A 25,054-nucleotide genomic window follows, 5' to 3' on the forward strand; every position below is an offset into this window, starting at 1 on the left:
TCGGAGTGTAGCGCAGCCCGGTTAGCGCACTAGTCTGGGGGACTAGGGGTCGTGGGTTCGAATCCCGCCACTCCGACCATTAAAGCCTTTGGGCACCAAGGCTTTATTCTGGAACGATCGCCAGTCAGTCCGCGAGCAAAGGCGGAACGCACGCTGCACGTGGGGACCACGGGCCACCAGAGCCACCCGCGGTCTGTTCTCGGTCGGTGCATTCCTGGCGGCGAAGGGTCGCCGAAGCCCATGGCCTCGAACCCGACCGTCTCCGCGCTTCGCGAGGCCGCCGAGGTTTCTGACTAGGCGATCGACTTGGATCCCCAGCAGCGCGACCGGCGGCGGGGGCGCGCCTCCCCGACTCTCAGCGCCCGCAGGTAGGCGCAGCCGTCCAGGCTTCGCTCTGCCTGGGCCACCTCGGATCATTCCACCACACGTCGACGAAGCGGTGCGGAGCTGCGGGTGGTGTCGGTGTGCCTGGTGAGAACTCCCTTCCGCGCTATGCAAGCTCGCCATCGCGCAACGCGGCGCGGAGCGTCAGGATCGACGGCGCTGGCGCCCGGCGGATCTTGAACCCTGCACGCCGACACGCGCCGAATCCGCGACCTCCCCGGGCTCGTCGATCACGGGACCTGCGGGAGGCGCATCTCCTTACGGAAGCTCTTGTCGAAGGCTGTGGCCGGCACGAAGCGGCGCAGCAGGCTGACCTGTCTCGCCTTGGGGCCCGCCGTGTAACGGCGCTTCGGGCTCGTCGCGGTGGCGGCTTCGACGATGACCTTCGCCACGACCTCGGGCGCGTCGGCGGACTTCATGACCTCGCTTAGGAACCGGTCCCGACCGGCGTGCTCCGCCTCGTAGATGCCGAGCGGCGCGTCGGGGCGCACGAGGTTCCGGTCGAAGGCCGTCCGGGTGAAGGCGGGCTCGACGAGCACGATCTGGATCCCTTGCCCACGAACCTCGTGGTCCAGCGACTCTTCGGCGCGACCTGCTCCGCGCGCGTCTCCCGACCGCGCCGCATATCCGGCTCCACCGGTCCTGGCTGATCCTCTCGATCAGCCCGGTCCGAAGCCGGCCGGTCAGGTCGGCCTGGACGCCGGCCGGGCGTCATCCTCGTCGGAGGCTATAACCGCCCGGCCGGCCCACGCGTCGACCGGGCCTCGGCATGCCCTCGAAGCGACCGCCTTTAGCCCCGACCGCACCGCCGCGCGCGACGTTCTCGTTCTCGCTGCTGTTGCACGCCCGCCGGGACTCGGATCCGGACGGGCCACCCGGTTCGCCGGACGGGGCGTTCCTGTCTCGCCTCTAGGCTTTCATCTCGGCGAGCATCTTCGCGCCCTCGGTCAGAAAGAACGCCTTGATCTTCGGGTTGCGGACGCGCTGGGCGCAGTGCCTCGCGATCTCGCTCATCGACCGGTTCTTCGGATTGTTGAGGAGATCGGTCAGGTACGTCTGAGCCTGGGCCTCGGTGTCGATGGTGAATGGCTGGGGGTCCACGAAGCACCTCTCGCTTTGACCTGCCCGGTTCGCCGTGGCGCGCCGCTCGATGCCCCGCCGACCGATGGATGGCGATGCCGTGTCGAGCGCTTCTAGCGTGTAGCCTGCAAATCGATGATCGGTCCGCCGATGTCGAAGAATTCGTCGTCGGTGAACTCTGCCAGCTCGATCTCCTCGCGCGGACGCTGAAACGGCAGGAACGCGGAGATCATTCCGAGACACAGCGCCCCGGCAATCAGGACGGCCAACAGCGCGAGAGTCATGGTCAACATCAGAACGCAATGCGATGTCAGACTTATAGAACGGTAATCTTAAAACTTGCTTTCGGTGCATGGGATGCCGCCCGGTAACCGCCGGCCGCGAACCTGCCGCCGAGCCGCGTTGCGTATCGGCTCGGCTCCCACGCTGGTGAGATCAGGCGCTCTCCCGCCCCGTGAGCAGATCGGGGCGGGGCCGAGCTGGCTTACCGACCGAGGGACGGGCCGCCCGACGTGCCGCCAGTACCGGGCGGCCCGCTCGTGGGGGTGCCGCCAATGTTGACGCCCGGCGTCGTGCCCGGGATCGACGAATGGCTCGGGTTGGCCTCATTTCCGCGGGTGACCGGGCTCGGTCCGAGATCCCGGGCACCCGGGCTGGCACCCCCGGTTGTCGCCGGCGGGGCGACTCCAGTGTTTCCCGCGCCGCCCGTCACCGTTTGCGCTGAGACCGGCGCGGCCAAGGCGATGGACAAGGCACCTGCGAGCGCCGCGAGCGTGCGAGTCATGAAGAGGTCCCTGCGATTGCTGTGACACAGGAACGGTCGATGTCGAGCGTAGTTCAGGGACGGGCGCGTCCCTCACCCGCGAGCCGCTCGCCTGCTCGCGGCCTCCGCCTCGACCTCGCCGCGGAGTAGGCGCTCGCTGTTGCTCGTGTCGATCACGGTCCGGCGGTAGGCCCTGGTTCCGGGCAGTTGGTCGATCTCGCCGCCCTTGCGCGAGACGTTGCCGTCGATCGCGCAGGCAGCCCGCGTGGGCGCTGCCGTGGGCGCCGCGGGCTTCTCCGCCTCCGGCCGGGTCTCGACGCCGCCGGCGCGCGGCACGCTTCCAGTCCGATTGCGGATGCGGGTCCCGCGGATCACCCCGGTATCGCCGTCGGTGACCAGAGCGCGGTCGGTCATCGCTCGGATCAGGCCGCAGCGATGAATCTCCGGTCAGACTGACCTCGCCCGCAGCCTGCTCCCTCGGCGGCCGCGCTGTCGAGGGGGGCAGCGACGGCGGCGCGCATCCCGGTGCACCCCGAGGGTGACTGATCTGAGCAGGCTTCTCGCTGGTCCAGAAGTGGAGAGTTCGTCGCGGGGCCGTCAAGCATTTCGCCTGTGCGAGACCACGATCCGAGCTTGAATGTATCAAAGCGCGAACGTTATTTAGTTGCAAGCCCACGCGTTGATCGCCATTCCAGCTCAAGCAAACAATGTTATATCATCATTGATGGGCAGATTATTACTGAATCATCATCTGGCCGACATCGAGGCTCATCGTTTGGAAATATAGATCCAGCTCGTCCGGTTCAATTCTGCAGTGGACTCTCACTGCTGCCGGAGGGAGCCGCATTCCATGTGCATCGTGAGGCAAAAGTGCAAGTGCTCGACCCGCGTTCGGTATCAAATCGCGCAATCCGTGGGCTCACGCAATATATGCGGGCATCCGGTCGTGCGCTGGATCGGCTTCTCTAAACGTCGACGTATCGAGATAGCTCGGAGACGATCGGTGGGAGAAGAAAGAGTTCGCGTCATTCAGTTGAGTTGGGCACAGACGTTTGGTCGACCGGTCAGTGTCACGACGACCGGGATCGTTCAGCCTGTGGCGACGGTGGTACCGTTCGGATCGCACTCGCGTTGACCGGCTCGAAGCCGATCGCGAGTCGAGATCGAGTCCGTCCTCGAGACCGCCGGTCTAGGGGTTCGCGGCCGAGGAGCGCGGCTGACGATCAACCCTGCAGGCTCTCGGCGACGTCGTCGGGGATCTGAACCCCACTGACCGGCGCTCGTGACACTCTCCGCCTCGCCGGTCTCACCGCCGGCGACCACCTTCGGCGCCGCTGAGCCCGGCATCCGCCTGGACAGATTCTCGGCCTTCTTCGCCACGCCGCTCCCGGCCCGCGCCGGGCGTCCCGTCGGCGGCCGACGGCTTCTCGAAGGCGCGCTGGAACTGCCCCGCTGGTGCGTGCCGAACCCGCCCGCCACTTTCCTGCGGCGTAGCGCGGGCTCGTCAGCGAGGGCGCCGGCAGGTTCGCGTTGCGCACCCCGCGCTGCGCGACGCGAGTGAGAAAACTGCCGGTTGCGCACTGACAGGGTGCGCACCGTCCGGCTTCGCGACTGCTTGGGGTGGTTTTGAGGCCGTCCGCTTCTGGACGGCCAGAGCGTCACAGCGGACATAGCCGCTGGCCATCTCTGGACCCGTAGCCGCACCGCCCCTTGGCCGGTAAGCTTCCTCTATGAGCACCGAAGCGCGAGCCCTTGCCTCGAAGATTATTCGCTTGAGCGGCCCCGATGCTGCCGCCTTCCGCGAACTACGACTCGAAGGGCTTCATGAGCATCCAGAAGCGTTCGGCGCATCCTGGGAAGATGAAGTCAGACAATCGGAAGCGGAATTTGCGGCTAGGCTAGATAGCGGTGTAGTTTTTGGGTCAATAACTGAAGATACCGCGCGCCTTGATGGGATTGTCGGGATATATCGGCCTACGGCAGCCAAAACAAAGCATAAGGCAGTGATATGGAGCATGTACGTCCGTGCGGAAGTTCGTCGGTTCGGTCTGGGCGCAGCACTACTGAGAACGGCTATCGAGCATGCAACCCTGTCGGCAGAAGAGCTCACCTTAAGTGTGGGAGTGGAAAACTATGGCGCCCTTGAGTTTTACAAATCCGTAGGGTTTCGAAAATATGGGCTCGAACTTCGAGCGTTGAAGATTGACAATATTTACTACGATGAAGTGTTGATGTCGCTTTCGCTACTAGAAATCTGACCTCCGCTTTGCGCCGAAGTTGCCGAACGAGCGACAGCGGTCCGCTTTGAAGAAGCGCCGACAGCGCTCCGGTCGGCTGTATCGGGTCGCATGCGGATGGACCGCTCGGGGTGGTTTCCTGCATTTCTGCTTCTGGCGGCGGATGCATCCAAGCATATGTAGCCGCAGGTGCCGCACACGACCCTTAGCGGGCTTTAAGAACGTTCGAAGCAGGGCGGACGCTGAGGAAATCCTACTCCTTCTCGCTGCCGCTGGACAGGTCACGCAGACGCTCTGCTTCAGCGGTCAGGACCGCGACGGAGCGCCTTCGCTCCTGGGGGCTACCGACGGCAGCGAAGGCGCAGAGGAGCGCCGCAACAGCCTTCTGCATCGCCATGTTATCGGAAGATGAGGGTCCATCCTGATCGTAGAAAGTTGCGACAGACACGCCGAGTTCAGCGGCAATCCGCTGGACGAGGCGGGCGGCGGGTGTTTCACGTTCCATCACGTACCTCTGCCATCGCGACTCCGCGTTGGCTCTAGTTCATGACCACGCCCGCATCCTTGGGGCTGATCTGCGTAGCGAGATGTCGGCCGACCAGCATGAGGGCGTTGGCGAACAGTGCCCGCCCTTCATCGTCGCCCACGGCGCTCGCAGTCTTGAAGGCCCCGATCAAGTCGTCGGTCATCTCATCGAGATCGCATTCGTCGCGCCCGAGTATGGTCATCGCTCTGAGCACAGAGCTGGACGATCCTGGTTTGGATCCGCTCTGGTCGGCTGATCCGATGCGCAGCGATGCGAGATGCTGACGCACTGCCTTGAGTATCGCGTCAGTATGGTAAGATACCTCTATAAGTTCTCGGCGCGTCACTTCAAGATTTCGCAGGATCGAGAGACTAGCTGCCCGCAACTCGCGAGCACGGGCTCTGGTGGCTTCGACCGATGCTTGGAGTTGGCTGAGGCGTGTATCGATTTCGATCATAGCGCGATTCTCTAGCGCCTACATGCAACCTCTAGGATGGATCGTCAAATTCGATCATGGGACGTGGGCCCGCTTCACGACAACCGTTCAAGGTCCGCGTGCCACTTCGAACTGAAGCTGCCGGGCAGCCAACGAGTGTCCGCTTCGGAGAAGCGCCTATGTGCGTCCGTATGGCTGGCATGGGTCGACACTGGACAGGCGGTCTCGCGCAGCTGAACGTCGGGATCGACCCGGCTCGTTCTGCGGATCCCGTCGCAACCCCGCTTTCGCCGTTCGACGGAGCAGCGCAAGCGTCGCCGTCGCGCCAGGATGGTTGAGCATCGTGATGAAGCGATCATGAAAGCGGGTCGAGCGAACGGAGTGAGGCCGCGCCGTGTCCTCTTTCTGGGAGCGACCGGCACGATCGGCCGGGCGACGGTTCGGGCGCTGGTGTCGCGCGGTCACGAGGTCGTCTGCCTCGTCAGGCGCCCTGCCGAAACCGCGATCCCCGCGGGCGCTACCGCGCGCCTCGTGGATCTAACCGACACGGCGTCGCTGGCGCGCGACGGTGTCCGCGGCGAACGCTTCGACGCCCTGGTGTCGTGCCTCGCCTCGCGCACCGGGCTGCCCGACGATGCCTGGGCGATCGATTACGGCGCGCAGGTCGAGGCCTTGCACGCGGGCCGGACGGCCGGCGTCACGCACGTCGTGCTTCTGTCGGCGATCTGCGTCCAGAAGCCGATCCTCGCTTTCCAGCACGCCAAGCGCGCCTTCGAGGCAGAGCTGATCGCGTCGGGGCTCGACTACACGATCGTTCGGCCCACCGCCTTCTTCAAATCGCTCTCGGGACAGATCGAACGCGTGAAACGCGGAAAGCCATTTCTGGTGTTCGGAGACGGGACCTTGACGGCCTGCAAGCCGATCAGCGACGACGACCTTGGCCGCTATCTCGCGGACTGCCTCGACGATGGGGATCGCCGCAATCGCGTTCTGCCGATCGGCGGCCCGGGCGAGGCGATCACGCCGCGCGCGCAGGGCGAGCAGCTCTTCGCCCTGCTGGGGCGCGAACCGCGCTTCACGCACGTTCCTGTCGTGCTGCTGGACGTGATCGTCGCCGTTCTGGCGACGATGGGCCGATGGGTGCCGGCCCTGGCCGACAAGGCCGAACTCGCGCGGATCGGGCGCTACTACGCGACGGAGTCCATGCTCGTCCTGGACCCGGCGACCGGGCGATACGATGCCCAGGCCACTCCGTCGACGGGATCGGAGACGCTCTTCGACTACTATGCGCGCGTGGTCCGTGGCGAGGCGGTCGCCGAGCGCGGCGACCACGCGGTGTTCTGACGACGCGCGACAGGAGCGTGTCGGCATTTCCGGCAGCATCACTGCGAAGCGAACCGGCAGCTTTCGGCCAAACTCCGCCACGGTGGATCGCCGATGAGCGCAAAACCGATCGTTCGGCTTCGCGCCCATCTCGGCCATCCGGTGGCATCAGCCGGCATCTCCGAAGCCGACATCGGCACAGATCGGCTCGCTGGTCGCCATCGCGCCTGCGGCGAGTTTCCGCCACTTCCCCTCACGAGATCAGCCCCGACAGCGAGGGCGGAACTGCAGCCATCGGACGACGCACTTGCCGTGAACGGCGCGGCGAAGCCGCTGTGGCCTTCGGCGCCGTGCTGCGACCGGCAAGCCCGAGGTGAGCGGAGCGTCCAGGTCTTCCCTGCACGGGCCACGAGACGATCGGCTGACCCTTGCAGCCCAGCTCTTCCCCAGTGCAGGCGAGGCTTCCCGCCTGGGCGTAGGCGTGCCACTGCGTCGGTTCCGCGGCGCCTTCAGACACGGGACGGCAGTGCACGATGGAGCGGGTCGACTTCCTGGGGCTCCAGGCCTTCCTCAGCATTGCCAACTGGGGAAGCTTCAACCGGGCGGCCGCCAGCCTCAACCTGTCCCAGGCCGCCTTGAGCCATCGCCTCAAGAAGCTCGAGGACGAGCTCGGGGTAAAGCTCGTCGCCCGCACCACGCGGCAGGTCACCCTGACCCCGGCCGGCGTCGACCTGCTGCCGAGCGCCCAGCGCATCGTCGCGGAACTATCCCAGATCTTCGGTAAGCTGCGGTCCAAGGGACGCGAGAGCCAGGATCTCGTGCGCATCGGGTGCCTGCCGACGATCGCGAGCTCCCACCTGCCGGTCATCCTGCAGCGCTTCGGTCAGCGTGACCCAGACGTGCTGGTGCACATCCTCGATCACTCGGCGACCGCCATCGTGGAGCGCGTGCGCGCCGGCGACGCCGAGTTCGGCGTCACCATCATGTCGGCGCAGCACTACGACCTCGACATCGCCCCGATCCACCAGGAGCTCTTCGTGCTGGTCTGCCGGGCCGGCCACCGGCTCGCGGGCGAGAAGGCGGTCACCTGGGCGGATCTCCGGGACGAGGCCTTGGTCAAGATCGGCGAGCAGACCGGCAACAACCTCCTCATCGCGGCCGGCCTCGGCGGACGCTACGCCGAGATGGGCTGGACCTATGAGGTTCATCGCGTCGCGACAGCGATCGGCCTCGTGCTCGGCGGTCTCGGCATCACCGTCGTGCCGCGCCTGGCCTTCCAGACGGCGCCGGACAGCGATCTCGTCGCCGTACCGCTGCGCGCGCCCAGCATCTCGCGCACGATCGGCGTCGTCACCCGCCGTGGCCATACGCTGTCGGCGCCGGCCGAGCGCCTGGCTCGGATCTTCCGAGACTACTTCCAGGCGGTTTGAGGTCTCAGCACGGCAGCAGCCCGCGGGGACGGGCGAGCGAGTTCCCCATTCATCGATTTTATGCAACAAAACATATAATCATTTCATTTGTCTCATACATCGGCGCCTTCTAGTCTTGGACCTGAGACAAGGCCGCGCGTCCCGGCTCGCGGCGAGATCAGGGAGGACGAAGGCGTCCATGCCGTCAGTGCAGAAGGCAGGCCTCGTGGTCACCGCGCATCCAGGCGACTTCGTCTGGCGCGCCGGCGGAGCCATCGCGCTCCATGCCGCCGGGGGCTACCGCGTCAAGATCGTCTGCCTGTCCTACGGCGAGCGCGGCGAGAGCCAGTGGGCCTGGAAGACGGCTGGGGTGCGTCTCGAGGACGTGAAGGCGCAGCGCCGCTCCGAGGCCGAGGAGGCTGCCGCGATCCTCGGCGCCGAGATCGAGTTCCTCGATGTCGGCGACTACCCGCTGCGGGTGGGCGAGGCCGAACTCGATCGCTTGGTCGACGTCTACCGGGAGCTCAATCCGGCCTTCGTGCTCACGCACGCCCTGGAGGACCCCTACAACTTCGACCACCCGGTCGCGGCTCACCTCGCGCAGGAGGCCCGAGTCATCGCCCAGGCCGCCGGGCACAAGCCGGACCCGGAGCGTCGCTACAGCGCGCCCCCGGTCTTCCTGTTCGAGCCGCACCAGCCCGAGCAGTGCAACTTCAAGCCCCAGGTGATCCTCAACATCGACCCGGTCTGGGAGACCAAGAGCCGCGCCTTCCGGGTGCTCGCCGCCCAGCGTCATCTCTGGGACTATTACGAGCGCGTCGCCCTCAACCGCGGCGTTCAGGGCGGCCGGAACTCCGGCACCGCGATGACCTATGGCGAGGCCTACCAGCGGCTCTTCCCGATGACCGTGGAGGCGCTCGCATGAGGACCGTCGTCGTCCGCAACATCCCGCGCATCGCGCCCGAGGTGGCGCAGCGCCTCGCCCAGCACGGCGTCTCCACCGTCCACGAGGCGCAGGGGCGCACCGGTCTCCTGAAGACCTACATGCGCCCGATCTGGGAGGGCGCCGCGATCGCCGGCAGCGCCGTGACGGTGCTGGCCCAGCCCGGCGACAACTGGATGCTCCACGTCGCCATCGAGCAGTGCCGGCCCGGCGACGTGCTGGTCGTGGCCTGCACCACCGACAACACCGACGGAATGTTCGGCGACCTGCTCGCCACCTCGCTGAAGGCCCGCGGCGGTGTCGGCCTCGTCATCGACGCGGGTTGCCGCGACGTGCGCGCCCTCAAGCAGATGGGCTTCCCGGTCTGGTCGCGGGCGATCTCGGCCAAGGGCACCGTGAAGGCCACGCCCGGCAGCGTGAACGTGCCGGTGGTCTGCGCCGGCGCCCTGGTGCGCCCGGGCGACGCGGTCGTCGCAGACGACGACGGCGTCGTGGTGGTGCCCCACGCCGAGGCGGCGGAGGTCGCCGCGAAAGCCGATGCGCGTGCGGCGAACGAGGAGGCCAAGCGCGCCCGCCTCGCCTCGGGCGAGCTCGGCCTCGACCTCTACGCGATGCGCGGGCCGCTCGCCGCTGCGGGCCTGCGATACGTCGACGATCCTCAGGACTGACGCAGTCACCACCGCGGAGCCCGGCAGACCGTCCGTCAAGAGACGGCAGGGCCCGAGCGGCGCGTCCCGCGCGGCCGAGGGTCGGCGCGAGGCGCGAACCCCCATGGCAGGAGGACCCGCACCATGATGAAGCTCGGCTGGTATCACGAACTCGATCGCACGGAGCGGCGGACCTACTGGGCCTGCTTCGCGGGCTTCGGCCTCGATGCCATGGACACGACGATCTACGCCCTCGTCATCCCGGCCCTCATCGCTACGCTCGGACTGACCCAGGCCGAGGCCGGCTACCTCGCCACCGCCTCGCTCGCGGGGGCCGCGGTCGGTGGATGGGCGGCGGGCATCCTGGCCGACAGGATCGGCCGCGTGCGCATCCTGCAACTCACCATCCTGATGGTCGCGGGCTTCACCTGCATGGCCGCCTTCATGAGCGACTTCTGGTCGCTCGCCGCCGTCCGTTTCCTCCAGGGCCTCGGCTACGGGGGCGAGGCGGCGGTCGGCGGCGTGCTGATCAGCGAGGTGATCCGGCCGGCCCTGCGCGGCCGGGTCGCGGCCTCCGTGCAGAGCAGCTACGCGGTCGGCTACGCGATCTCGGTGAGCCTGCTGCCGGTGATCGCCGCGCTGTTCTCGGAGGAGATGGGCTGGCGGGTGTTCTTCGCCATCGGCATCGCCCCGGCGGCCCTCGTCTTCTTCATCCGCCGCCTGGTCCCGGAATCCGGCATCTACACGCAGGCGAAGGCCGCGCAGCGCGATGGCGTCGCCCCGCCTCCCTTCTGGGCGATCTTCGCGGGCCGGCACCTGCGCCGCACGCTCGCGGCCGCGGTGATGTCGACGGGGATCTTCGGCGGCGCCTACGTGATGATCACCTGGCTGCCCACCTACCTGCGCACGGCGCTCGGCCTCTCGATCAAGTCGAGCACCGGCTATCTCGCGATGAACATCCTCGGCTCGCTCGTCGGCCCGCTGCTCTACGGCTGGCTGTCGGACCGGATCGGCCGGCGTCCGGCCTTCATGACCTTCCTGGTCCTGCAATCCGGCAACGTCGCGATCCTGCTGCTCGCGCCCATCGGCCTCGGCACCACGATCGTGCTGAGCTTCTTCCTGGGCGCGTTCCAGGGAGCGCTCGCGTCGGGCATGCTCCCGACCTTCGCGGAGTTGTTCCCGACGGGGATCCGGGCGAGCGGCCAGGGTTTCTGCCTGGGCGGCGGCCGCGGGTTCGGGTCGGTCGTGCCCGCGACGGTCGGGGTCCTCGCCGGGAGCCTGCCCCTCGGCACCGCGATGGGCGCCTGCGCCCTCTGCGCCTACGGGGTCGCCTTCTGCGCCGCGCTGCTCCTGCCCGAGACCGCCGGCTCCGACCTGCACGGCGATCCGGGCGATCCGGACGGTCGCCGGGTCGAGCCGGGCCAGGGTGCCGGCACGGCCTCCGAGCCCCATCTGGTACGGATCGATGCGTGACGGACTCTGACCGCACGGTAGGGCTCGGGGAGGAGCATCGGATGTCGCGGAGCGCACCCGGACGTGGCACGGATCGGCGCAGGCTCCTGCAGCTGACGGGCGGCAGCCTGCTCGCCACCGCCCTGCCGGCTCGAGCGGCTCCGGCCGGAGCCGAGATCACCGGGCGGCTCGCGCGCTACATGGTCGAGGCGCGCGACAGGCCGCTGCCGCCCGAGGTCGTACTGGCCTGCAAGCACCGCATCCTCGACACCTTCGGCGCCATGATCTCCGGGGCTCGCATGCGGCCCGGCGAGATGGCGGCGGCCTATGTGCGCGGCCTCGGCGGGATCGAGCAGGCCACCGTGGTGGCGTCCGGCACCCGCACGACGGCGATCAACGCGGCCCTCGCCAATGCCATGTGCGCCCACGCGGACGAGACCGACGATTTCGAGCCCGTCACCAAGGCCCATCCAGGCTCGGCGACCGTGCCGGCCGCTCTCGCCATGGCCGAGAAGGAGGGCCGCTCGGGCGCGGAGATGATCCGGGCGGTAGCGCTCGGCTACGATCTCTGCTGCCGGCTCCTGATGGCGCTCGGGCCCGATCTCGTGCGCGGCGCGCACCGCAGCGCGGAGGGCACGAGCTCGACGTTCGGTGCGCTCGGGGCGGCGGCCGCGCTCGCGCAGCTCGACGAGCGCGGTACGCGCTTCGCGATCTCCTACGCGGCCCAGCAGGTCTCCGGCCTGTGGAGCTGGGTCAAGGACGAAGACCATATCGAGAAGGCCTTCGACTTCGCCGGCATGGGCGCGCGCAACGGGGTCACCGCCGTCTCCATGGTCCAGGCAGGCCTGACCGGCGTCAGCGACGTCCTCGACGGCACGCACAACCTGTTCATCGCGCTCTCCGGTGACCCGAAGCCCGAGGCGATGCTCGACGGGCTCGGAAGCCGCTTCTTCGTCACCGAGACCGCGATCAAGACCTTCTCGGTCGGGTACCCGATCCAGTCGCCGCTCGACGCCGTGCTGACGCTCCGCGAGCGCTACGGCGTGCGCGCCGAGGATGTGCGGCGGGTCGTGGTGCACCTGCCGAGCGACGCGGTCGGGATCGTCGGCCACAGCGCCATGCCGGACGTGAACTGCCAGCATCTCGTCGCCCTGGCGCTCGAGAAGGGCGCCGTCTCCTTCGCCGACAGCCATGACGTGAGCCTGATGCAGGCGCCCTCCATCCGGTCGGTACGGGAGAAGGTCGACGTCGTGGGCGATCCCGCTCTGATGACGCGGGAGGCCCCGCGCAGCGCGCGGGTCGAGGTGGTCCTCGAGGACGGGCGCAGATTGGAGCACTTCACGAAGTTCCCACCCGGAACGAAGGAAAACCCCCTGGGCACGGAGCGTGTGAACGCGAAGGTGCGCGACCTGATCCTGCCCGTGCTCGGGGCGCCGCGCGCGGACGACCTGATCGCGCGTCTGAACGATCTCGAAAGTCTCACGGACGTTCGCGACCTAGGGCGGCTGATACCGTCCTGATCGGCCAGTAGGGGACCGTACACTCACGTGGGCCAGGGCCGCTGCGCACCGGGAGCCGGCATCGGGGTCTCAGAGCCCGAACCGCCAGTTCCGGCTCAGGCAGCAGCCGTACGGATCTCGTTCGATCGCCTCACGCGCGGGCTCGCAGATACTGCTCGGCGGTCTCCCACGCGCCATCCCTCGCAGCCAGACCGATGTAGCCGTCGGGTCGGACAACGATGAGGCCGGAACCGCTCGGCGGCGACCGACGCGTCGGTTCGAGCAGGCCGGGGAAGCGCTCGATCAGCTCAGCCCCGCGCGTCGCGTCCGCCGCATAGAGGACGAAGCGCGGCTCGCTGCCGGCGCCCGGGGGCGGTCCCGCGTAGGCATCAGGCTCCCAACGCGCGCCGGCGCCGTGTCCGAGGGAGAGCGGGCTGTCGGCATAGGCGATCTCGATCTCGCTCAACTGCGTCGCCATCCGGTCGCGGACGACATGGAGGCCGAGCAGGAAGCGCAGCGCGAGGTTGCGCGCCGCCTGCGCCGCCGGGTTCGACAGCGTCGCCATGTCGGTCAGCCGGGTCGCGTTGCGCAGGACCAGCTCCCCGACCGCGCTGCGCTCCGGGCTGTAGCTGTCGAGCAGGGACGCGCTCGCTCGACCGCGCACCACCATCGCCAGCTTCCAGGCGAGGTTCACCGCGTCCTGCATACCGGTGTTCATCCCCTGTCCGCCCGCGGGACTGTGGATGTGCGCCGCATCGCCGGCGAGAAAGGCGCGCCCGCGCCGGTAATCCGCGACCTTGCGCTCGTTGATGCGGAAGTGCGTCAACCAGACCGGGTCAGACACGCGGAAGCCGCCGCCGGCGCGCTGATCGACGAGGGCTTGCACGTCGTCGAGGGTGGGCTCCGGCCGCGGGTGCGCCGCATCGGCCTTGCCCACCGTCGCGATGACGCGCGCCCGACCGCCCGGGATCGGGAAGACGACGAAGGGACCGTCACGGTGCAGGTAGGTCGCGATCTCGTCCGGCGGCGGCGCTGCGGGCCCCTCGAGGCGCACGTCGGCGAGCAGCCAGTCGTCCCCCTGCGCCGAGCCGGAGAACGGGATGCCGAGTTTGTGCCGGACCGTGCTGTGAGCACCGTCGCAGCCGATCAGCCACGGCGTCCTCACCGTCTCCTCGCGACCGTCGGCGTGTCGCACCTGCGCGTCGATGCCGTCCGCCGTCTCGGCGAAGTCGACCAGCTCGACCTGACGCTCGATCTCGACGCCGTAGGCGCCCAGGTGCGCGGTGAGCAGGCGCTCCGTCTCGCACTGCGGGATCATCAAGGCGAAGTTGTACGCGCTCGCCACGCCTTCCAGGCGCGGGCTGCCGAGCACCTTGCCGCCGCTGCGGATCGAGGCACCGGGAGCGCGCAGTCCCGCATCCAGGAAGGCTCGCGTGCAACCCATGCGATCCATGAGTTCGAGAGTGCGCGACCAGACCACGAGGGCCTTCGAGGTCTCCGTGGCGTGCGGTGCGCGGTCGATCAGGCGCACTCCGACGCCGTAGCGGGCCAGCTCCGCCGCCATGGTCAGACCGACCGGCCCCGCGCCGACGATGAGAATGTCCGTCATGGACCCGCCTCCCGCGCCACGTGGCTCGCTCGGTCGCATATCCTGAGGCGGTCCACCTCAGTCTCGAATTCGCCCAGCGGAGAGACCCGACCCTAAAGGGCGCCGTCCGGCGGTCAAGGCTCACCGCAGTCGCTCGGTGCCGGCACGCCGGCGGAGCGGTCACCGATCCGGTCGAGGGCCGCCGGCGCAGCGTCCTTGGCCATCGACAGATGTCCCGCGGCAGGAACGAGATCGAACTCGACCCGGCTGCCGGCTCGGCACAGCCGCGCGCGATGGTCCTCGGTCATCCGCGGCAGCACGCGGTTGTCCGTGCTGCCCCGCGCCAGGACGATCGGGATGCGCGGCGGAGCAGACTCAGGAGCCGCGTGAGAACTGGAGAGCCGCGCCTTCCTGCGGCCTGAGCGGCATCCGGCCTGTGCTGCACGTCACCGCATTCTCTGGAAGATCGCCTACAATCCTACACAGTTCGGCGGGTCGACGTAAATTCGGACCTGCCAGATGACACCGTGCATGCAGAAGGTGTGGGACAGTGAAGACATTGCTCGCGGCCGCCATACTTCTCGGATCGACGGTCGGCGCGACGGCGGTCGAGTCGTACGGGGATTACCGTGACTATTTCGACTCGAAGCCCGTGACCGCGAAGCGCGCGCCGCGCAGCGCTTCCCAGAAGATGGCTCCCATCGACATCAACACTGACCTGAGCGCGGTCCGACGCCGCGCCGATGGCGACCGGCGTGAGATGTACCGCTACGACACTGGGTCGAGGCTGATCGCTGACATGAGGCCTCGCAACTGGGACGGTGGGCATGTTCCCGTGCAGCCGCACAGTTGGTCGCCGGATGGCTTCTGGAGCCCGATGGTACAGTCACGCGAGGGGCGCGAGCGGCCCGACCAGTCATTCGAGGGGCGGGGACGGCCCGAGCGCTTCAGGTGATGCTGCGTCCTTCAGGGCGCGATGGACGCTGCGGCGTGAGATCTCGAGCGCACGTTCGAGGCGGTCGCGTACGCCACCCTCGAATGGGTCAACGGGTTCAACCAGCGGCGGCTGCGCGAACCGCTCGGCAACCTGCCTCCCGCCGAGGCGGAGACCCGCTATCCTGCCGAAGCCGAGGTCCGAGCCTCGGCCGCCTGACCCGAACCGGACAGCCTCCGGGAAGCCCGGCGGGTTCACTGCGGGTCACGGCGCAGGCCGGCAAAACCGTAGACCTCGATGGGCTTGTCCAGCGGACTAGCTCATCGCCATGGCGTGACGACGCCGGTTACGCGGCGTACAGAAACACAGGCGCTTGCGCTGCGCGGACTCGGGTTTGTCCGACGTGTCCGCGACGGTTGCCGAAGTCAGAGCGGGAACGCGGGTGGCTCGCGGCAATGAGCAACCCTAACATCTGACTACAACACAGGGCCGAGTTCCTGCTGCAACATAGTTGGTGACGTCGATTACTGGCGGATATGCGACAAGGTCGTCGGATGAAGTTTTTATCCAGCCTCTTTGTGGTCGCATCACTGGTCGGATCTTGTAGCAACGGGTTCGCGCGCGGGCATGCTCCGGGACTGGCTGACGCACGTGGGGCCATCGTGCGTCCCGCGGCCATGAAGCTGTTCGACGCCGACCCCGTCTTCCCTCGGGTCCCGGCGACCATGCCAAGTCCGTGGATGCCCCTCGAGCTTGGGCGGGCCATGGGGGCGATCTGCAAGCCCCACGACGCGGGTGGAGGGACCTCGTTCCTCGGGCTTCATTTCGACGATCACTGCTTCGGCCCGGCTCCTGAGCATGTGGCACACGCTGTCTTGGCCCTCCCTGTCCGAGCGTTCAACCTCGAAGCTGACACGCGCCGTGAGGATCTCCGCAAGGCTCTTTATCTGGCGGCTCCCGGCTTCGGGCGCCGTCCTGACTTCACGCTGGGGGCCGGCGCGTTCATGGTCCGCAGCTTCGAGGGCGCGGACCCCCGAGACACCGTGTACCTGATCTGGCCGGTGCGGTGCGACCAGGGTGAGGCGGGGTTGGATTGCCACGACGGCACGGGTCGGAAGGCTTTTCGGTTCGCTGCCGACGGCGCCTTGCGGGATGTCAGTGCGGACGTGCTGCCGGCGGATCCGGTCCTGAGCTCCGACGACCGCGTGCGTCAGACGAAGTACGGCGGCAGCGTTCCGTTTCTGCTCGACGACAAGCTGCCTTATGCGCCCACCATGCGCTGGATCATGGAATTCGATCCTGACTCGCCACCGCTCGAGAAGGACGATCCGAAGGCCGCGGGCCCTTGGGCCCACTTCGGCTTCGTCCACTGGACCGGTTCTCGCTTCGAGCTCGTCGATCGAATTACCCGATCGCGATGGCCGTGTCGGAAGCTCAATGACGCCCCGGCCTGCTCGACGCATCCCGACGACTTCGAGGATCCCTTTGTCATCCCTTGAGCGGAACTCTCGAAGTCGAGGGTGGGGCGGTGCCGTCGTCGGAGCATTTTCTGCTCAGGATAGACGGTCCGCCTCTCCATCCGGGTGACACTCGTCCTCTGTTCGCTCTCTCAGGGAGACGATGATCGTCCCGACATTTTTGAATAGGGGCGCACCGTGGCTCTGTCGGGCGACCGTTCGCACGCGACAGAAGGGGTCGAACAGGCAGCGATGGAAGGACATCGGCGAAGGCGCACGCCCGCATGCCGTGCTCACTATGGCCGGTTGCACCCTCGACGCGGCCAACACCGGAGACGCACCGTTGACCAGCCGTCCCAAGATCAGCTCCGTTCCGATCGTCCCCAGTGAGGTCGAAGGTACCCTCGAAGCTCCCGTCATCTACTTCGAAGCCACATCGACGCATGGCTTCGGAGGAGGCGTCGGTCGCCTCGCTCTCGAGATGATGCTCTCCGAGCCCAGCGCGGACGGCACCCCGATCAGTCGGCGAAAAACGGTCGTACACCTGCGCGGCCCGATGGGGGCGTTCAAAAGTCTGAAAGCCGCGATTGAACACATCGAGGAGATGGCCGCCGGCCCGCTCACGGCGGACATCGCGGAAGATGGGAAGCCCAATTGAATCGCGTGCAGATCTGCGTTGAGCGATGCTCTCGCACGCAGGTATTATCATTTAATTCGAGGTTTTTATTAAATATAACTTGCATTGATGCTTGGATCGGAGCGCGTGACCTTTCCTGATTGCGCGAGGGACAATCCGATTGGCATGGCGCTATGTAATGTATCCCGCGCTGGACACATGGCGTGTGGATGTCGGGTCTTCGATCGCCATTCGGATATAGGGCGGGACAGGGCAAATGTCCGGGATGGTTGGCTCCTTGCCCGTCCGCTCCCGGACGGCGGATGCATCGAGGCGGGCAGATCCAGTCGCGGGTTACCGCGAAAAATCTTGCATTCCTCAAGCTTACGAGGGATCCGAAAATGGCCCCTAGGATTTTCCCTGGCAATTTCGAATGATTTCGATTCTGAACTCGTTGCTGCGAGCCTACTGGCGTGACGCCCGCCTGACGACCATCGCGGTGATTTCGGCCAGTTTGCTCGGTGCATTGGCCTCGATCTCGGCTCCGTACCTGTTCTCACGCGCCGTCGACGATCTGGCCCGCGGACAAGTGCGGTCCGACGCGCTCCCGCTCCTCATGTCCTACGCATTCCTGTTCGGATGCGCCAAAGCTCTGGGCATCGGATCACGGTTCCTGATCGTGCTCTGCGCGGAGCGTTTATCTTTCATTGCAAATACGGCCTTCTTTGCGCGCCTTCTGCACAAGACGCCGGCTTTCTTCCTGGAGCACAACGCCGCGGAGATCGGGACGGCCCGTCAGCAGGGAACCCAGACGCTGAACCTCATCACCCAGCTCGGGCTCGGAGGCTTGCTCCCTGGATGTGTCCAGATCGCCTTCAGCGTCCTCGTCCTCGGCAACCTCGTCAGCTGGGACATCGCCCTGATCATATTCCTCTACGGCATGGTCGTGATCGCGCTCGACTACACGCGTATCGGCAAAGTCAAACCTGCTCTCAATGAGGCGATGAATCAAAGTCAGGCCAATGCGCGCCTGGTCGGCAACGCCATCGCCGTCATCGACACCCTGCGCCAGACACGCGGAGAACGATGGATCACGGAGCGTTTTACTGCCAGCGCGGGTGATGCCTTCGCGAATCTGCGTCGCTACGCGCTGGTGAGCAGCGCCTTCTGTGGGCTTCTGGGCATCGCTGCAGCCTTGCAGTTGACGGTCACGTTCCTGATCCTCGTCCCTCGGTTCGAGGGCGGCCTGATCTCGATCGGCGGCATCGTGCTCTTCAACACCTTGCTGATCCAGTTGAATGAGCCGTTCCACATGGTCGGAATGGCCATCAAGGAGTCGGTCGAAGCGGCGGCCCGCTTCCGGCCCTTGGCGATGATGTGGAGAGCACCGGAGGAGCTCGAGCCCGCCGATCCGCTGCCCTACCGGCCGTCCCTCGGCATTGTCGCTTTCGAGAACGTCAGCTTTCGCTACGCCAATGGCCGTGGCGTTGCCGACCTCTCCTTCGTCGCTCGCCGCGGCACGCCGACCTTCCTCACGGGTGAGACCGGTGCAGGCAAATCAACCGTCGTTCGCCTGCTGCTGAAGGGCTTGCAACCGAGCGGCGGCCACATCTTCGCCGACGGAACCGATCTGACTCGCATCGCGAGCGATGATTGGTTCAACCATGTCGGCGTCGTGCCGCAAGAGGTGACACTGCTCAACGATACGCTGTCGGCCAACATCGTGCTGGGCCGTCCGTTCGACGCGGAGCGCCTCCGCCGGGCCTCCGCGCAGGCCTCCATCCTCACCCGCATCGAGGCCATGCCGCAGGGGTTTGAGACCGTCGTGGGCGAACGGGGCCTCAAGCTGTCGGGCGGTGAGCGGCAACGCATCGCCATCGCGCGGGCGCTCTACGGCGAACCGGCGATTCTCGTTCTCGACGAAGCCAGTTCGGCCCTCGACGACGAGACCGAGCGGCACATCATGGACGGCTTACGTGACCTTGCTGACGGGTTGACCATCATCGCCGTCACGCACCGCACCTCCATGATACGGCCAGGCGATCAGAACGTCCGCCTGTCGGCGTCCCCACCACAGGCGTAACCGTCTGAGACGGGTCGATCGGAGGCCGTCCGCTTTTGGGGGCGCCCCTCTCCGAAGCGGACCGATATCCTTCGGCCAGCGTCTGCCGCTGCCCATGGCTCGCCCCAGCGTCTCTCAGGGGTGGTTTCCTGCCCGTCCACTTACGACCAAAATAGGCATCGAAGGGGGCGTGGCCGCGTCGCCCGCGCCCGATCAGTTCAGAGCGCCGAATAGATTTGCTTGATCTGGTTGAGGGTGATGAGGCTGCGGCGAGGCCGGTGAAGGCTTCGCAGATGTCGGCGCGTTGCTCGTCGCAGATGGGCAGGCGGCGGAATCGATTGAACCACGCGTGGGTGCGCGCGACGACCCAGCGGTGACGCCCGAGCCGCTCGCTACTCTTAATGCCTTTGCGGGCGATCGCGGTACGATCCCGCGGGCCCTGCCCTCCTGGCGCCTCGCCCTGGTATCGTAGGCCTTATCGGCGCGCAGCTTGCCGGGCCGTCGGCGCGAGCGACCGCGCCGTGCGCTACGCAGGAGCGGGATCGCATCGAGCGTCGGGATCGCATCGAGCGTCGGGATCGCATCGAGCGCCGGGGCCAGCATCGGGCTGACGTGCCGATCGGCCCCGCTCAGGCAGAAGCCGAGCGGCGTCCCGCGCGCATCGGTGACGAGGTGGCGCTTCAAGCCCGGCTTGCCTCGGTCCGTCGGGTTCGGGCGGGTCGCAGACTACCCTTGTTGGCAGGGACAGACGCGCTGTCCAAGCTCGCCCGGCTCCAGTCGATCTCACCCGCCGCGTGCAGGCGCTCCAGCAGGACCTGATGCAGGCGCGCCCAGACGCCTTCCTCCTGCCGGTCGCGCAGGCGCCACCAGCAACTCATCCCGCAGCCGCAGCCCATCTGCCGGCAGCAACTCTCAGGGGCAGACCTGAGCGCAGCACGAACAGGATACCGGTCAGCGCCGCCGGCTTCGCGACCGGACGGCGTCCGCCCTTCGGACGTGACCGGGGCTACAGGAGCGGGGCAATCGCGACCCAGAGATCGTCGGGCAGAAGCGGGCACGTACCCACCAACGCCTGCCCAGACGATCCGTGCCCGTTCTGTCAGGCGCTCTTAGGCTCACTACGCCGCCGAGATTTGCCGGCGATCGGCGAAAATCCCGCTCCATGAGGGGCACCCCGATCGAACAGGGCTTTTCGGCCAACGCTTCGGACGTTCGCCGCATCAGGGTCGAGACGGTGGGTCCCGCCCCGGACTGAGATGGCCGAACGGCCGACGGATAGCCGCTTTCGGTCCTTCATAGAGACCTGGCCACATGGTCACGCATCATTTGATGGCTACGTGGCGCAGCCAGTCGATCAGCATCCCGACGCGTCCCGCCTGGGCCGGATGTCGCGGGTGGACGACCCAGTAGGGGTGCGCGTCGAGGACAGGCCCGAAGGGCTGAACCAGCGTGCCGCTCGCGAGGTCGTCGGCGGTCAGGACGACCGAGACCAGCGCTATGCCCTGACCGGCGATCGCGGCCTGGATGACGTGGCCTTCGTCGCTGAAGCGGATGCCCGCGCCGCCATCGACATCGGTGATCCCGGCCTTCCGCAGCCAGGCCGGCCAGGTCGGCGTCTCGTCGGTCAGGTCGGGCCACTCGAAATGCAGCAGGGGGTGGCGGGTCAGATCGCTCTCGGATCGGATGGCGAGACGCGGACTGCAAGCGGGCGCGACCCGGTCGACCACCAGCCTGTGCGCGTCGAGGCCGGGATAGGGACCGGGCCCGTACCGGACGGCGAGGTCCACGCCGTCGCGGGCGAAGTCGACCAGGCTGTCGGACGCGTGCAGTCGCAGGTCGCAACCGGGATGCGCGGCCCGGAAGTCGGCGAGCCGAGGCACGAGCCACTTCGCGACGAAGGCGGTCGGGGCCGAGAGCGTGAGAACGCCGGCCGCGTGCCGGCCGCGGATCTCGTCGATGGCTCGGGCGAACGCGTCGAAACCGTCGCGCAACACGGGCAGCAGCACGGTGCCCTCGGCGGTCAGCCGGACCCGGCGCGTCTCGCGGTGGAAGAGACGCAGCCCCAGGGTCTGCTCGAGAAGCCGGATCTGATGACTGATGGCGGTCGCCGTGACGCCCAGTTCATCGGCGGCACCGCGGAAGCTCAGGCGGCGCCCGGCCGCCTCGAAGGCCCGGAGCGCCGCGAGCGGGGGAAGCGATCTCCGCGTCGTCATGGCTGAACGTAGCTCATCGGCCCCGTGAGGAGAACGCGTTCGTCATCCCGCAGCCCGGCTGACACAAGGTTGGCCGGTCAGGACGGGAGGCTCACTTGAAGGCGATGGTGTTGACGAAGATCGGGGGGCCGGACAGCTTCGAGCGCCGGGAGCTGCCGGACCCTCGGCCGGGACCCCGGCAGGTCCGCGTGGCCGTGCATGCCACGTCGATCAACCCGCTCGACCGCCAGATCCGCCGCGGCGACTACGCCGATCAGGTCGCGCTGCCGGCCATCATCGGGCACGACGTGTCCGGCGTCATCGACCAGATCGGATCCGACGTGACCGAGTTTTGCGCGGGGGATGAGGTCTATTACACGCCGCGGATCTTCGGCGGTTCGGGATCCTACGCCGAGTACCACGTCGCGGATGCCGGCATCGTCGCGCGCAAGCCGGTCAACCTCACCCATTCCGAGGCCGCGAGCGTCAGCCTCGTCGGCGTGACAGTCTGGGAAGGGCTGGTCGAGCGGGCCCGATTGCAGGTCACCGAGACCGTCCTCGTCCACGGCGGGGCCGGGGGCGTCGGGGCGATCGCCGTCCAGGTCGCGAAGGCCATCGGGGCGCGGGTCCTGGCGACGGCGCGCGGCAGCGACGCGGCGCGCGTCGAGCGGCTCGGCGCCTCGGCCGTCATCGATTTCGAGCGCGAGGACTATGTGGACGCCGTCGATCGCCTGACCGGGGCAGGGGCGTCGACGTCGTCCTGGACACGATCGGCCGCGACACGCTCGCGCGCTCCCCGCGCGTCCTCCGCGAGGACGGGCGCGTCGTCACCCTGGTCGACACCGCGACGCCTCAGAACCTCATCGACGCCTGGGGCCGGAACGCCACCTACCACTTCGTCTTCTCGCGCCAGGACGGCCGCAAGCTCGACGCCGTGACGCGCCTCCTCGAGCGCGGCCTCGTGGTGCCTCGGGTCGGCCTGGAGTTTCCCCTCGACGAGGTCGCCAGCGCCCACGCGCGCTCCGAGGAGGGCCGGCTCGGAGGCAAGATCGTGCTCCGGGTGAGATCGTGACGCGGCCGGACCTCGCTCGAGGTCCCTGACCTCACACCGGCAGCGTCCGGCGCCGCGAAGGGAAGCGGCTCGCCTGAGATCGAGCCCGCTGAACCCGTGATGTCGCACCGTGGCGAGCCCGACCGGTCGGCGGGTCGAGCGGCAACCGGAGGCGCGCGATCCTGCCGTCGACGACCTCGGCCACGTCCGTTCCGGCGACCGCGCCCGGCCCACCCTCCGGACTTGTCGTCCACCGCCGGGGCCTCAGGCGATGGGGCCCGACGGCCACGCCGACCGGGGCGAAGCGGTGAAGATCACGGATCCTCGCGCGACCCGGTCACGGCGAATCTTCCCGGCGGGAGTTCGACCCGACCGCGAACTTAAAGATCTGAGACGCTGGTCACGCCGCCGGTGCCGGTCGAATGCCGACCTACGCGCGCCCGAAATGACGGAGCACGAGGGGCTCGGTCCGGGGAAGCTTGAGGCCGCGCGGCTGCGAGCGGCCGCTCCGGCCGGCGGCGACGGCCAGGCCGACGAGGCCGACCGAGCCGGTCAAAGCCACGGCCACACACCACCAGAAGGCGACATCGAGCATGGCTGTTCACGGGGCTCCGGTTGCACCGGAACTCTCGGACCGTACGGTAAACGGAGCGTTAAACGCGCGTTCGACCGAATAGCGTCAGCGCCTGCGGCCCGAGCGCCGTGTACTGCCGAGTCATGGGCGCGGAATTCGGGCGCCGGAGAGCGTCGCTGAGCTCTCGGCGAGTCGATCCTACGCCCAATTGATGAAGGCGCGGAACGGGGCGCTGCCGCTACGACCCGAATCCGGTGCGGATGACCTTCAGGGACAGAGATGCAGATCGGGATCGTCGGCTGCGGTTACGTCGCCGACTTCTACATGACGACCCTCGTGAACCACCCCGAACTGCGCCTCGCCGGCGTCTACGACCGGGACCCGGAGCGGCGCGCCGTCTTCTGCCGTCACTACAACGCCCGCGCCTTCGACAGCCTCGAGGCCCTGCTGGCCGAGCCGGAGATCGGCCTCGTCCTGAATCTGACCAATCCGCACAGTCACTACGTCGTGACAAAGGCCGCCCTGGAGGCCGGCAAGCACGTCTACTCCGAGAAGCCGCTCGCCATGGAGTACGCCCAGGCCGAGGCGCTGGTGGACCTCGCCGAGGCGAAGGGCCTCTCGCTGAGCGGCGCGCCCGCGAGCATCCTGGGCGAGGCGGGCGCGACCGTGCGGGAGGCCGTCGCGTCCGGCCAGGTCGGGTCGGTCCGGCTGGTCTACGCCGAGCTGGAGGACGGGCCCGTGTTCCGCGAGCCGGTGCATGAATGGCGGAGCGTGACCGGCGCCCCCTGGCCGGCCGAGGACGAGTACCGGGTCGGCTGCACCCTGGAGCACGCCGGCTACTACCTGACTTGGATGAGCCTGATGTTCGGCCCGGTCGAGCGCATGACTGCCTTCGCGTCGCGCCTCTACCCGGACAAGGGCACCGGCCAGCCCCCGGACTCCGTCGCCAACGACTTCTCGACGGCGTGCCTGGAGTTCCGATCCGGCGTCGTCGCGCGGATCACCTGCGGCCTCGTCGCGCCGCAGGACCGATCCCTGCACATCATCGGCGACCGGGGCGTCCTGACCGTGACCGATTCGTGGGCCAGCCAGGGCCCGGTCTATCTCCGTTCGCCGAGCGGCGAGGCGCCCGGGCGGCTCGGCCGGCTGCTGCACCGGATCCAGCGCTACCTGCCCGGCCGGATCTTCCTCGGTCGGAAGCTGCCGACTCCCCGCTTCGGGGGCAAGCTGCCCAGCTACCCGTCGCAGATGGACTTCGCCCGCGGACCCGCGGCCCAGGCCGCGGCGATCCGGGCAGGCGTTCCGGCGCCGCTCCCGGCGCGGTTCGTGCTGCACATCACCGAGATCGCGCTCGCCATGCAGAATGCCGGCGGCGGCGCCGTGATCCAGCTGAGATCCAGGTTCTAGCCATGGCACAGACCGTCTCGTGGGGCGTCCTCGGCACCGGGGTCATCGCCCAGCGCTTCGTCAGCGACCTTCTGGGGCGCCCGGACGCGCGCCTCACCGCCGTCGGGGCGCGGAGCACCGGGAGCGCCCAGGCCTTCGCCGCGGCCTTCTCCCAGGCGTCCGGCACGCCGGCCGCCGTCGCCGGCGTCGAGGCCCTGGCCGCGCGGCCGGATATCGACATCGTCTACATCGCCACGCCCAACAGCGACCACGTGGACAGCGCGCTGGCCTGCATCGAGGCCGGCAAGTCGGTGCTGATCGAGAAGCCGATCGCGCTCACGGGCGGGCAGGCGCGGCGCATCGCGGAGGCGGCGCGGCGGAAGGGCGTCTTCTGCATGGAGGCGATGTGGATGCGCTTCACGCCCGGCGTCGTGCGGGCCAAGGCGATGCTGGAGGCGGGCGAGATCGGCGATCCCCTGCATCTCGACGCCCGCC

Annotated in this window: 21 protein-coding genes, 1 tRNA gene and 5 pseudogenes; 16 read left to right on the forward strand and 11 right to left on the reverse strand. The window is 67.9% G+C overall.

Translation table 11 applies throughout. The annotated features are described in order from the left end of the window. Nucleotide 1: 1 nt before the first annotated feature. Nucleotides 2-79: transfer RNA gene (locus tag ACLBYE_RS06410), tRNA-Pro, on the forward strand. 535 nt (nucleotides 80-614) lie between these two features. Here the strand turns inward: ACLBYE_RS06410 and ACLBYE_RS06415 are convergent. The 4 genes and pseudogenes from ACLBYE_RS06415 to ACLBYE_RS06430 all read right to left on the reverse strand — a co-directional run. Next, nucleotides 615-968: pseudogene (locus ACLBYE_RS06415) on the reverse strand (oxidoreductase); the annotation flags it as partial. Between the two features lie 325 nt (nucleotides 969-1,293). Further along, nucleotides 1,294-1,485 (reverse strand): hypothetical protein, encoded by a 192-nt coding sequence (locus ACLBYE_RS06420; RefSeq protein ID WP_447693509.1) that lies wholly within the window; start codon nucleotides 1,483-1,485, stop codon nucleotides 1,294-1,296. A gap of 92 nt (nucleotides 1,486-1,577) precedes the next feature. Then, entirely contained in the window at nucleotides 1,578-1,748 is a 171-nt protein-coding gene (locus ACLBYE_RS06425) for a hypothetical protein (RefSeq protein ID WP_170855082.1), read from the reverse strand. Between the two features lie 572 nt (nucleotides 1,749-2,320). Then, nucleotides 2,321-2,641, reverse strand: coding sequence for a hypothetical protein (locus ACLBYE_RS06430; protein WP_447693510.1), 321 nt, complete (start codon nucleotides 2,639-2,641; stop codon nucleotides 2,321-2,323). Nucleotides 2,642-3,957: 1,316 nt separating this feature from the next. Here ACLBYE_RS06430 and ACLBYE_RS06435 point away from each other — a divergent pair. Next, complete coding sequence (locus ACLBYE_RS06435; protein WP_447693511.1) at nucleotides 3,958-4,485, forward strand: N-acetyltransferase family protein; 528 nt, start codon at nucleotides 3,958-3,960, stop codon at nucleotides 4,483-4,485. Between the two features lie 232 nt (nucleotides 4,486-4,717). On the opposite strand, the gene ACLBYE_RS06440 is transcribed toward ACLBYE_RS06435, so the two are convergent. Both ACLBYE_RS06440 and ACLBYE_RS06445 read right to left on the reverse strand, forming a co-directional pair. Then, nucleotides 4,718-4,969: a hypothetical protein gene (locus tag ACLBYE_RS06440; protein WP_447693512.1), complete on the reverse strand. Its 252-nt coding sequence runs from the start codon at nucleotides 4,967-4,969 to the stop codon at nucleotides 4,718-4,720. A gap of 34 nt (nucleotides 4,970-5,003) precedes the next feature. Then, nucleotides 5,004-5,447, reverse strand: coding sequence for a hypothetical protein (locus ACLBYE_RS06445; RefSeq protein ID WP_447693513.1), 444 nt, complete (start codon nucleotides 5,445-5,447; stop codon nucleotides 5,004-5,006). 336 nt (nucleotides 5,448-5,783) lie between these two features. Here ACLBYE_RS06445 and ACLBYE_RS06450 point away from each other — a divergent pair, with 336 nt between their 5' ends. The 6 genes from ACLBYE_RS06450 (at nucleotide 5,784) to ACLBYE_RS06475 (ending at nucleotide 12,720) form a co-directional block, all read left to right on the forward strand. Then, on the forward strand, nucleotides 5,784-6,770 hold the full coding sequence (locus ACLBYE_RS06450; RefSeq protein WP_447693528.1) for an NAD(P)H-binding protein: 987 nt from the start codon (nucleotides 5,784-5,786) through the stop codon (nucleotides 6,768-6,770). A 512-nt stretch (nucleotides 6,771-7,282) separates the two neighbouring features. After that, the gene (locus ACLBYE_RS06455; RefSeq protein ID WP_447693514.1) at nucleotides 7,283-8,179 is read left to right on the forward strand and encodes a LysR family transcriptional regulator; all 897 of its coding nucleotides are present in this window, start codon (nucleotides 7,283-7,285) and stop codon (nucleotides 8,177-8,179) included. A 178-nt stretch (nucleotides 8,180-8,357) separates the two neighbouring features. Further along, on the forward strand, nucleotides 8,358-9,083 hold the full coding sequence (locus tag ACLBYE_RS06460; RefSeq protein ID WP_447693515.1) for a PIG-L deacetylase family protein: 726 nt from the start codon (nucleotides 8,358-8,360) through the stop codon (nucleotides 9,081-9,083). Further along, nucleotides 9,080-9,769: a 4-carboxy-4-hydroxy-2-oxoadipate aldolase/oxaloacetate decarboxylase gene (locus ACLBYE_RS06465; RefSeq protein WP_447693516.1), complete on the forward strand. Its 690-nt coding sequence runs from the start codon at nucleotides 9,080-9,082 to the stop codon at nucleotides 9,767-9,769. The genes ACLBYE_RS06460 and ACLBYE_RS06465 overlap by 4 nt, the downstream gene beginning before the upstream one ends. A gap of 123 nt (nucleotides 9,770-9,892) precedes the next feature. Further along, nucleotides 9,893-11,221: an MFS transporter gene (locus ACLBYE_RS06470; RefSeq protein ID WP_447693517.1), complete on the forward strand. Its 1,329-nt coding sequence runs from the start codon at nucleotides 9,893-9,895 to the stop codon at nucleotides 11,219-11,221. 41 nt (nucleotides 11,222-11,262) lie between these two features. After that, nucleotides 11,263-12,720, forward strand: coding sequence for an MmgE/PrpD family protein (locus ACLBYE_RS06475; protein WP_447693518.1), 1,458 nt, complete (start codon nucleotides 11,263-11,265; stop codon nucleotides 12,718-12,720). Nucleotides 12,721-12,850: 130 nt separating this feature from the next. On the opposite strand, the gene ACLBYE_RS06480 is transcribed toward ACLBYE_RS06475, so the two are convergent. Continuing rightward, nucleotides 12,851-14,308, reverse strand: a complete 1,458-nt coding sequence (locus ACLBYE_RS06480; protein WP_447693519.1) for an FAD-dependent monooxygenase — start codon at nucleotides 14,306-14,308, stop codon at nucleotides 12,851-12,853. Between the two features lie 113 nt (nucleotides 14,309-14,421). Further along, nucleotides 14,422-14,649 (reverse strand): annotated as a pseudogene (locus ACLBYE_RS06485) (lipase); the annotation flags it as partial. A gap of 188 nt (nucleotides 14,650-14,837) precedes the next feature. Here ACLBYE_RS06485 and ACLBYE_RS06490 point away from each other — a divergent pair. The 5 genes and pseudogenes from ACLBYE_RS06490 to ACLBYE_RS06510 all read left to right on the forward strand — a co-directional run bounded on the left by ACLBYE_RS06490 (nucleotide 14,838) and on the right by ACLBYE_RS06510 (nucleotide 19,377). Then, the gene (locus tag ACLBYE_RS06490; protein ID WP_447693520.1) at nucleotides 14,838-15,242 is read left to right on the forward strand and encodes a hypothetical protein; all 405 of its coding nucleotides are present in this window, start codon (nucleotides 14,838-14,840) and stop codon (nucleotides 15,240-15,242) included. A gap of 48 nt (nucleotides 15,243-15,290) precedes the next feature. Further along, nucleotides 15,291-15,440 (forward strand): annotated as a pseudogene (locus tag ACLBYE_RS06495) (IS3 family transposase); the annotation flags it as partial. 458 nt (nucleotides 15,441-15,898) lie between these two features. Next, on the forward strand, nucleotides 15,899-16,720 hold the full coding sequence (locus tag ACLBYE_RS06500) for a hypothetical protein (RefSeq protein WP_447693521.1): 822 nt from the start codon (nucleotides 15,899-15,901) through the stop codon (nucleotides 16,718-16,720). 121 nt (nucleotides 16,721-16,841) lie between these two features. Continuing rightward, entirely contained in the window at nucleotides 16,842-17,336 is a 495-nt protein-coding gene (locus tag ACLBYE_RS06505; protein ID WP_447693522.1) for a hypothetical protein, read from the forward strand. A gap of 391 nt (nucleotides 17,337-17,727) precedes the next feature. Beyond that, on the forward strand, nucleotides 17,728-19,377 hold the full coding sequence (locus ACLBYE_RS06510) for an ABC transporter ATP-binding protein (protein WP_447693523.1): 1,650 nt from the start codon (nucleotides 17,728-17,730) through the stop codon (nucleotides 19,375-19,377). Nucleotides 19,378-19,574: 197 nt separating this feature from the next. Here the strand turns inward: ACLBYE_RS06510 and ACLBYE_RS06515 are convergent. Together ACLBYE_RS06515 and gcvA are read right to left on the reverse strand one after the other, a co-directional pair. Beyond that, nucleotides 19,575-20,422 (reverse strand): annotated as a pseudogene (locus ACLBYE_RS06515) (IS5 family transposase). A 256-nt stretch (nucleotides 20,423-20,678) separates the two neighbouring features. After that, entirely contained in the window at nucleotides 20,679-21,569 is an 891-nt protein-coding gene (gene gcvA / locus ACLBYE_RS06520) for a transcriptional regulator GcvA (protein WP_447693524.1), read from the reverse strand. Between the two features lie 95 nt (nucleotides 21,570-21,664). On the opposite strand from gcvA, the pseudogene ACLBYE_RS06525 reads away from it, so the two are divergent. Further along, nucleotides 21,665-22,620: pseudogene (locus ACLBYE_RS06525) on the forward strand (zinc-dependent alcohol dehydrogenase family protein). Nucleotides 22,621-23,029: 409 nt separating this feature from the next. Here ACLBYE_RS06525 and ACLBYE_RS06530 read toward each other — a convergent pair. Then, on the reverse strand, nucleotides 23,030-23,194 hold the full coding sequence (locus ACLBYE_RS06530) for a hypothetical protein (protein ID WP_447693525.1): 165 nt from the start codon (nucleotides 23,192-23,194) through the stop codon (nucleotides 23,030-23,032). A gap of 258 nt (nucleotides 23,195-23,452) precedes the next feature. Between ACLBYE_RS06530 and ACLBYE_RS06535 the strand changes: the two genes are divergently transcribed. Together ACLBYE_RS06535 and ACLBYE_RS06540 are read left to right on the forward strand one after the other, a co-directional pair. Beyond that, nucleotides 23,453-24,580 (forward strand): Gfo/Idh/MocA family protein, encoded by a 1,128-nt coding sequence (locus ACLBYE_RS06535; RefSeq protein WP_447693526.1) that lies wholly within the window; start codon nucleotides 23,453-23,455, stop codon nucleotides 24,578-24,580. 2 nt (nucleotides 24,581-24,582) lie between these two features. Then, the coding region (locus ACLBYE_RS06540; RefSeq protein ID WP_447693527.1) for a Gfo/Idh/MocA family protein at nucleotides 24,583-25,054 on the forward strand (472 nt) is incomplete at its 3' end.

The organism is Methylobacterium sp. A52T (assembly GCF_053346095.1).